The sequence below is a fragment of the Paenibacillus sp. P4_A7 genome, from assembly GCF_056402455.1.
The window spans coordinates 1-7,280 of the sequence record NZ_JBFUHJ010000282.1 but is presented as its reverse complement, the minus strand read 5'-3'; the positions used below and the strand labels follow the sequence as shown (position 1 = coordinate 7,280).

At 41.2% G+C, this 7,280-nt stretch carries 7 protein-coding genes and 1 pseudogene; all 8 read left to right on the top strand.

Going from position 1 to position 7,280, the window contains the following annotated elements; translation table 11 throughout:
- Window positions 1-544 (top strand): annotated as a pseudogene (locus AC1DWN_RS23685) (alpha-L-fucosidase); the annotation flags it as partial.
- A 42-nt stretch (window positions 545-586) separates the two neighbouring features.
- Window positions 587-2,071 carry a LamG-like jellyroll fold domain-containing protein gene (locus AC1DWN_RS23680; protein ID WP_477561353.1) on the top strand — a complete coding sequence of 495 codons (1,485 nt, stop codon included), beginning with the start codon at window positions 587-589 and terminating at the stop codon, window positions 2,069-2,071.
- 224 nt (window positions 2,072-2,295) lie between these two features.
- Window positions 2,296-3,114: a DUF2935 domain-containing protein gene (locus AC1DWN_RS23675; RefSeq protein ID WP_477561352.1), complete on the top strand. Its 819-nt coding sequence runs from the start codon at window positions 2,296-2,298 to the stop codon at window positions 3,112-3,114.
- Window positions 3,115-3,290: 176 nt separating this feature from the next.
- Window positions 3,291-3,908, top strand: a complete 618-nt coding sequence (gene cdaS, locus AC1DWN_RS23670) for a sporulation-specific diadenylate cyclase CdaS (protein ID WP_477561351.1) — start codon at window positions 3,291-3,293, stop codon at window positions 3,906-3,908.
- Between the two features lie 79 nt (window positions 3,909-3,987).
- A complete protein-coding gene (locus AC1DWN_RS23665) occupies window positions 3,988-4,431 on the top strand; it encodes a MarR family winged helix-turn-helix transcriptional regulator (RefSeq protein WP_477561350.1) in 444 nt (147 codons plus the stop codon).
- Between the two features lie 52 nt (window positions 4,432-4,483).
- Window positions 4,484-5,425 (top strand): ring-cleaving dioxygenase, encoded by a 942-nt coding sequence (locus AC1DWN_RS23660; protein WP_477561349.1) that lies wholly within the window; start codon window positions 4,484-4,486, stop codon window positions 5,423-5,425.
- 17 nt (window positions 5,426-5,442) lie between these two features.
- Window positions 5,443-6,501, top strand: a complete 1,059-nt coding sequence (locus tag AC1DWN_RS23655; protein ID WP_477561354.1) for an LLM class flavin-dependent oxidoreductase — start codon at window positions 5,443-5,445, stop codon at window positions 6,499-6,501.
- A gap of 12 nt (window positions 6,502-6,513) precedes the next feature.
- Window positions 6,514-7,080 (top strand): NADPH-dependent FMN reductase, encoded by a 567-nt coding sequence (locus tag AC1DWN_RS23650; protein ID WP_477561348.1) that lies wholly within the window; start codon window positions 6,514-6,516, stop codon window positions 7,078-7,080.
- The last annotated feature ends 200 nt before the right edge of the window (window positions 7,081-7,280 follow it).

Here is a 7,280-nt window from a genome sequence, read left to right as displayed (position 1 = left end):
CAATGGTTCCGTGTGGGCGCCTGGTGAAGCTGACATGCCAAATCGTAAGCCGAATCAATGGTTCTGGATGGAAGGTGAAGATCACCTGCTCTATCCAGTCGAGGAATTAGTGGAATGTTATTATAACTCATTTGGCAGCAATACAAACTTACTGATTGGGATGGTTATTGATAATCGAGGACTTGTACCTGATGCCGATATAAAGCAGTTTACAGAGTTTGGTCAAGAAATTGCAAGAAGGTTCGGTACTCCACATGCGGTAACAAGCGGAGAAGGTGAAATTGTGGAGCTTACATTCCCAGAGCCAACGGCAGTTAATCATGTTGTTATTATGGAACGCATAGCTGAAGGTGAACGGATTCGCAGCTATCGACTTGAAGCACTCGTTAATGGGCTTTGGCAGCCAATTGTTCATGGTCAATCGATTGGTCATAAGCGTATTGTGCGTATGGATACTTTGGAAGCGTCTTCTTTAAGACTGATTGTAGATGAAGCAGTAGATGTACCACTAATTCATCAATTGGCTGCTTTTCATGTAGTGTAATGGGACGATACATAAAATCGAATCGGAAAGAGGTGATTGGATGTGGAGGGAAATCATCCTAGTGGCGTTAGGTTAACGCCTCGATGGCGTATAACATACGAGGCTACAGAGGTAGAAAAATGCGAGGGAATGAATGGACAGGCAATCCATCTCAGCGGAACTGCTGTGCTGCGAAAGGCTGTTTCAGTTGCTAATCCACTGCAGGAGCATCCGGGCGATTTCAGCGTAAGCTTATGGATTAAAGGAGAGGCAGATAGCGGATTTGGAAGCAAGTCTTTTGAAATACTGTCTGCTAGCTGCAGTGGTGCAGACGAACGAGAGACTGGCTGGAAATTAGGAATGCAGCAAAATGGAGCATGGTACTGGAAAGCGTTAGGTGAGGAATCCTATACATATGAGCCTACTTTTGCCCGCCAACCAATTCGTGATGGACTATGGCATCAGTTATCCTTTACTTATTCTACCGAGAATCAGGAAGTGCGTCTCTATTATGACGGTGTAAATATGGCTATTTACAGTGTGCGGCTTCAACCAGATTGGAATCAAGCGGATACACTATGGATTGGTGGAGAATCGAAGGATGGTTCAGAGCGAGAAACGTTCCCTGGTTGGATTGATGAGTTGTGGATCGAGGACCGGTCATTGACAGCTGATGAAATTGGCCACTTTTACAGTATTCACCGGGAGAAGGCACATCCGCCACAGCTGGATAGCAACACGTCAATATTGAACGTAATGACGTTCAATATTTGGAACGGCGGTCGTGAAATGGGTGCAGAAATTGGAGTAAAGCGTGTTATTGACGTCATTCGCGATAGTGATGCAGACATCATCAGCTTGCAAGAAACATACGGCTCAGGCCCAATCATTGCAGATGCACTCGGCTTTTACTTTTACTTGAGAAGCTCGAATTTATCAATCATGAGTCGATTCCCGATTGAGGAGACTTATCCCGTTTATCAACCGTTCCACAGTGGTGGTGCACGTTTGAAGCTAGAAAAAGGGCTATATGTCAATGTTTTCTCAATCTGGTTGCATTATTTGGGAGACTATTGGGGTGAATTGTACAGAGAGTCCGGTCGCAGTCTGGAGCAGCTGCTAGAGGGCGAACAGGAGCGGATGAAGGAGTTGCTCGAAATAATGCAGGAGTTGGAGCCACTGGCAGCTAATTCAGAAGAAGAACCTTTACTGCTTTGCGGAGATTTCAATAGCGGTTCGCACTTTGATTGGACGGAAGAAACACGTTCATTGCATAACGGATATACATTCCCATTTCCACAGTCGATTGCTTTAGAGCAGGCGGGGTATCGTGATACCTATCGCGAAATTAATCCTGACCCAACGGCTGATCAATCCGTTACTTGGCCGGCGTTCGAGCAGGAGGGATGCATCGGTGATCGCATTGATTTTGTATATGCGCATGGATCGATGCTTCATTCAGAGAAGGCTTGGAAGATCAACAATCATGCGGTCCGTTACCCTTCGGATCATGCAGCTGTTGTCGTACAGTTGCGTATTAATCGCTAAATAAATGAATTTCTGTAATAAACTATAATATCATAAAATGATATGCAGCCAAATATGTCCGACTTTATACATGTTACCGGTATACGGGCGGCACGAGTTAAAAGAGACTACTCTTTTCTCGTGCTTTTTTGATTTGTCGTATCATGAAAAATTTATTCGGGTATATGACCAAGTACTCACTCATATGGTAGGAAGGTGAGTGAATAATAAGGGAGGAGTTGTTAATGTCGGATGAGTTTGTCGTACGATCTTTAGAAGAAGTCAGGTTTTGGTCGCGGATCATGAAGGAGCATTCTTTATTTCTTAAATTGGGATTCCGTTGTGAGGATACGCAATTAATTAATGAGGCTAATCAATTTTATGCAATCTTTGAAAAAATCGAAAATAGAGCCAATGCTTTTACTTTTGGTACAGATCCTAATGTGATTAAAAGGTTTAATGAGGAAGTCCATATAGCAGTTACTTATATATGGGCCTTCAAGCGAAAAATTCTTGGTTTGATACTGACGTGCCAGCTTCCCGGAGCCAACAATTTCCCCTTGTTAGTTGATCATGTGAGCAGGGAGGCCAATTATTTCAGAAATCGGTTAACGGAATTAAATCTGGGCAGGTTAGAACCACTACCTGATGCCATAATAGACGAGAACGTATTTTTCCTAAGAATAATGGCTGACCATGCCAAATTTATTAGCCATTTACTTGATCCTTCCGAACGGAAGTTAGTAGAACAAGCAAATAACTTCAGTCAAGAATTCGACCAGTTGTTATTCCAAGCAAAAGATTTGGAATCCATGCGACCACAATCGCAGACTAAACCTCTTCTTGACCAATTCCTAGATCAGAATAAAGTTTCAGTAAAATCACTACGTGACTTTAAGAGAACAGCGCGTGAATTAATTGAACAATGCCGAATTAAAAGCATAATTCATCCGTTATTAGCAGATCATGTGTTCCGTGAAGCTGAACATTTCTTGATCATAATAGACATGTTTGAAAACAGTCTAAGTGGCAAACCTGTGCAAGCTATAAATCATTTTGGGTAATATACTTATTTTTTCTGAGTCCGCATAGTCTGCGGGCTTTTTTATGTGCAGCTGAATGGTAAAGAATCTCTCCGCGCTTGGATGTTTTACAACTGACAACGTATAAAAAAAGGGAAGCAAAGCAAAATAGAAGGAGTATTTATAAGAAATCTGTTGTCTTTGAGTGGGGTGGAAGTATGGATGAAATTAAATGTGATTTCTCTCCAATGAAAGTTGAAGTAAAGAATAGACTTCTACAAATAAGTTTATCGACTAAAGCTTTGATTAACGGATTAGATCACGATGCTGGAAATTGTTTGTTAAATGAGTTCCATTCTATGAAGGAACAATTTGTAGCGACAGAATCACTCGCTTCGACCTTTTACTTAAAATGTTATCTTTCGCCCTATACAGCTAAATATAACGAATTATCTCAAGCCATTGCCCATTTATCACAGCGGCGAAATGGAGCACTTCTCGTCGTACAAAGATCAGATCAACTCGATCGTTTTATTACACCTGGAGTACCTGTATCTGCGATGCTTACACATTCGCTGTTAGAATCTATCTTCACACCTGGTGGACCGTTGCACGACGGTGCAGTCGTAATCCAAGGTGATAAGATCATTTCCGCAGCAAGTGTACTACCGTTAACTCAAAGGGAAACGGAACAGAAAAAGCTAGGAACTAGACATCGCGCAGGACTTGGATTATCAGAACTATGCGATGCTCTTGTCATTATTGTATCGGAAGAAACGGGACAAGCCTCATTCAGTTTGAATGGAAATCTATATCCGTTTTCACCAGGATGGTGATTTAAACATGAAATTTTCCACTTGCTATTTTATCAATTGAGTAGTAAAGTGATGGCAAGGGTACGGAGGGGGAAACGAAATGCGTAATAATACGTTAGGCTCACTAATCTGGTTACGTTTGATGCGTTTTACGAACCAAAGTAACCAGATGTCGAATGACTTTTTAAAACGATTTAATTTAACTACTGCTCAATTTGATGCACTCATGCAAATCCGTACCTATCAGCCGCTCACACAAATGGAGTTAGCCGAAAAAGTAACGGTTACGCAAGGTGGTATTTCACGCATGCTCGTACGCCTTGAGAAAGAGAAATTTATTGTACGTAAGCAAGACTGGAAGACAAAAACAATAAGCCTTACTGAAAAAGCAGAGCTTATTTTAGATCAAGCGATGCCTGAACAGCTTGCATTTCAAACCTCTTTTTTTGAAGATGTATTAAACGAAGAAGAACAAAGAACACTATACACATTGATGACACGTGTTCATAAACATAGCCAAAACAAAGAATTACCGCCTGTGTAATTTTTTTTGCCTCATCATTTGACTAGTCAAGTTATAAAAAGGAGGTAATACAATGCATACAATTCCTGGACATCATCATATTTCGATGTTGACAAAAAACGGACAGATAAATAATCAGTTTTATCAAAAAGTACTAGGGCTAAGAAGGGTGAAGAAAACTGTTAATCAGGATAATCCTTTTATGTATCATCTGTTTTACGGAGATTTAACAGGTAGTGCAGGAACGGAACTGTCGTTTTTTGAAATGCCGATGGCAGGAAGTACAGTTCGTGGCACAAATGCAATTACACAGATTGGCTTATTAGTTCCGTCATATGAAAGTCTTACATTTTGGAAAGAACGTTTCGAGCAGTTAGAAGTAAAGCATGGTGAGATTACCAGATATGCTGGCCGAGATGCTTTGCATTTTGAAGATCAAGAAGGCTTACGAATGATTTTGTTAAATAATAATGGTGAAGAGGTTCCCGAAAATTGGTCAGCATGGGATGAATCCGTAGTCGAGCAAAAGCATCGCATTTTAGGAATGGGTACTGTGGAAATAACGGTTCGACACTTAGATCGCTTAGCAAATACATTAAAGGACATGTTTGGTTATATAGAAGTATCTCGTTCGGATTCCGAAGCGATTTATCAGTCTGTTGCTGGTCAGTCATTTGGAGAGATAGTTGTTAAACAGCAGGATGGGCCGAGTGAGAAGCCTGGTAAAGGCAGTATTCATCACTTAGCAATCCGTGTTAGAAACGAAGATGAGCTGCGCTATTGGGATGGGGTTGTGAAGGAACGCGGCTTCAACACATCAGGTATTGTCGATCGTTATTATTTCCAAAGCTTATATTTCCGAGAATCAAATGGGGTCTTATTCGAAATTGCGACTGATGGTCCTGGTTTCACTAAAGACTCAACGGTCGATGAGCTCGGTAAAGCATTAGATTTACCACCATTTTTAGAAGAACGACGTGCAGAAATTGAAGCCAAATTAACACCAATTGATTGAAAAAGGAGATCGTAATGTTGGAAAAATATCGTATTCATAAAAACAACGGGATAGAATTTGGACTATATTCGATCGGAGATCATTTACCTGATCCGCATACTGGCACATTTATTAGCGCTGAACAACGTATTCATGAATTAATTGACGCTAGTAAGCTGGCTGATGAGGCTGGACTTGATGTATTTGCAGTTGGTGAAAGTCATCAAATGCATTTCATAACACAAGCACATACCGTCATTTTAGGAGCTATAGCACAGGCTACAAAAAATATTAAAATTGCCAGCTCGGCAACCGTCTTGAGTACTTCCGATCCGGTTCGTGTGTATGAGGACTTTGCAACAATCGATTTGATTTCCAAAGGCCGGGCTGAAATTGTGGCTGGGCGCGGTTCACGTGTAGGAGCATATAGCTTACTGGGCTATGATGTGCGTGATTATGAAGAGTTATTTGAAGAAAAATTAGAACTACTCATGAAGTTAAACAATGAGGAAAAAGTGACATGGGAAGGCGAATTCCGTGCTCCGTTACAGAATGCATCCATTTTGCCTCAGCCTCAAAACGGCCATATGCCAATTTGGCGTGCAGTGGGCGGACCACCCGCTAGTGCGATTAAGGCTGGATATGCTGGTGTTCCGATGATGCTGACAACACTTGGCGGTCCTTCAAGCAGCTTTAAGATTTCGGTTGATGCTTATCGTGAGGCAGCAGCGAGCAGTGGTTTTGATCCAGCAACATTACCAATCGCAACAACGAGTTTATTTTATACAGCTGAAACAACACAAGACGCGCTTCGTCAATATTATCCGCATGCTAATTCTGGTATGCAAGCTTTGCGAGGAGGCGGCTATCCAAAACAACAATTTGCGCAATCTACAGATTACCGTGATGCGTTGATGATTGGCAGCCCGCAACAAATCATCGAAAAGATGCTCTACCAGTACGAATTATTTGGTCAACAGCGTTTTATGGCACAAATCGATTTTGGCGGCGTTCCATTTGATAAGATCGCGAAAAATATAGAGTTGATTGCTACAGATATCATGCCGGCGATTAAGAAACATACCACTACAAAATAAGGAGTGATTAGGATGAAAATCATTGGAATAGCAGGCTCAAATGTTGGCTCTAAAACACGAACAGCTATGGAACGCACTTTAAAAATCGCAAAAGAAAAATATCCTGATGCAGAAATCACCTTACTAGACTTAGCGGAATACAAAATGGTGTTTAGTGATGGGCGTAATTATTGGGAATATGAAGGGGATACAAAATATGTAACGGAAACAATTATGGCGGCAGATGCGATTATTATCGGCACTCCGACATTCCAAGCCTCAATTCCAGCGACATTAAAAAACATTTTCGATCTTCTGCCAGTTAACGCATTCCGAGATAAAGTAGTGAGTATGCTTGTCACAGCTGGAACAGCGAAGCATTATTTGATGGTAGAACAGCAGTTAAAACCGATATTATCCTATATGAAGGCGCATATCGTCCCAACGTATGTATTTATCGAAGAAAAGGATTTTCAAAGAAAAGAAATTATCAACGATGATGTTATTTTCCGGATGGAGCGTTTAGTGGAAGACACAGTACTGCTTGTGGATGCATACTCAGGCATTCGCCGGGCAAAAGATGCGGAGTATGATTTTTAAAGAGGATCATGTAGGGGATAGACAAACATAAATTAAATTTCAAAAAATTAATAGATGGTTCCTCGGAAACGACGAGGAGCCATATATTTTAATTAAGTAGTGTGGTTTTTCATAAATCCACTTAGTCAGCTGGCCTTGGACCTTTCGCCATTCGAGAATTTTCTACTGTCATGATTGGACGAACGGTAATATCTCCACAC

Bases quoted from the DNA above. Each gene is read 5' to 3' on its own strand.
- AC1DWN_RS23665 (WP_477561350.1), top strand. From the start codon at position 3,988: ATGCGTAATAATACGTTAGGCTCACTAATCTGGTTACGTTTGATGCGT.
- AC1DWN_RS23650 (WP_477561348.1), top strand. From the start codon at position 6,514: ATGAAAATCATTGGAATAGCAGGCTCAAATGTTGGCTCTAAAACACGA.
- AC1DWN_RS23660 (WP_477561349.1), top strand. From the start codon at position 4,484: ATGCATACAATTCCTGGACATCATCATATTTCGATGTTGACAAAAAAC.
- cdaS (WP_477561351.1), top strand. From the start codon at position 3,291: ATGGATGAAATTAAATGTGATTTCTCTCCAATGAAAGTTGAAGTAAAG.
- AC1DWN_RS23675 (WP_477561352.1), top strand. From the start codon at position 2,296: ATGTCGGATGAGTTTGTCGTACGATCTTTAGAAGAAGTCAGGTTTTGG.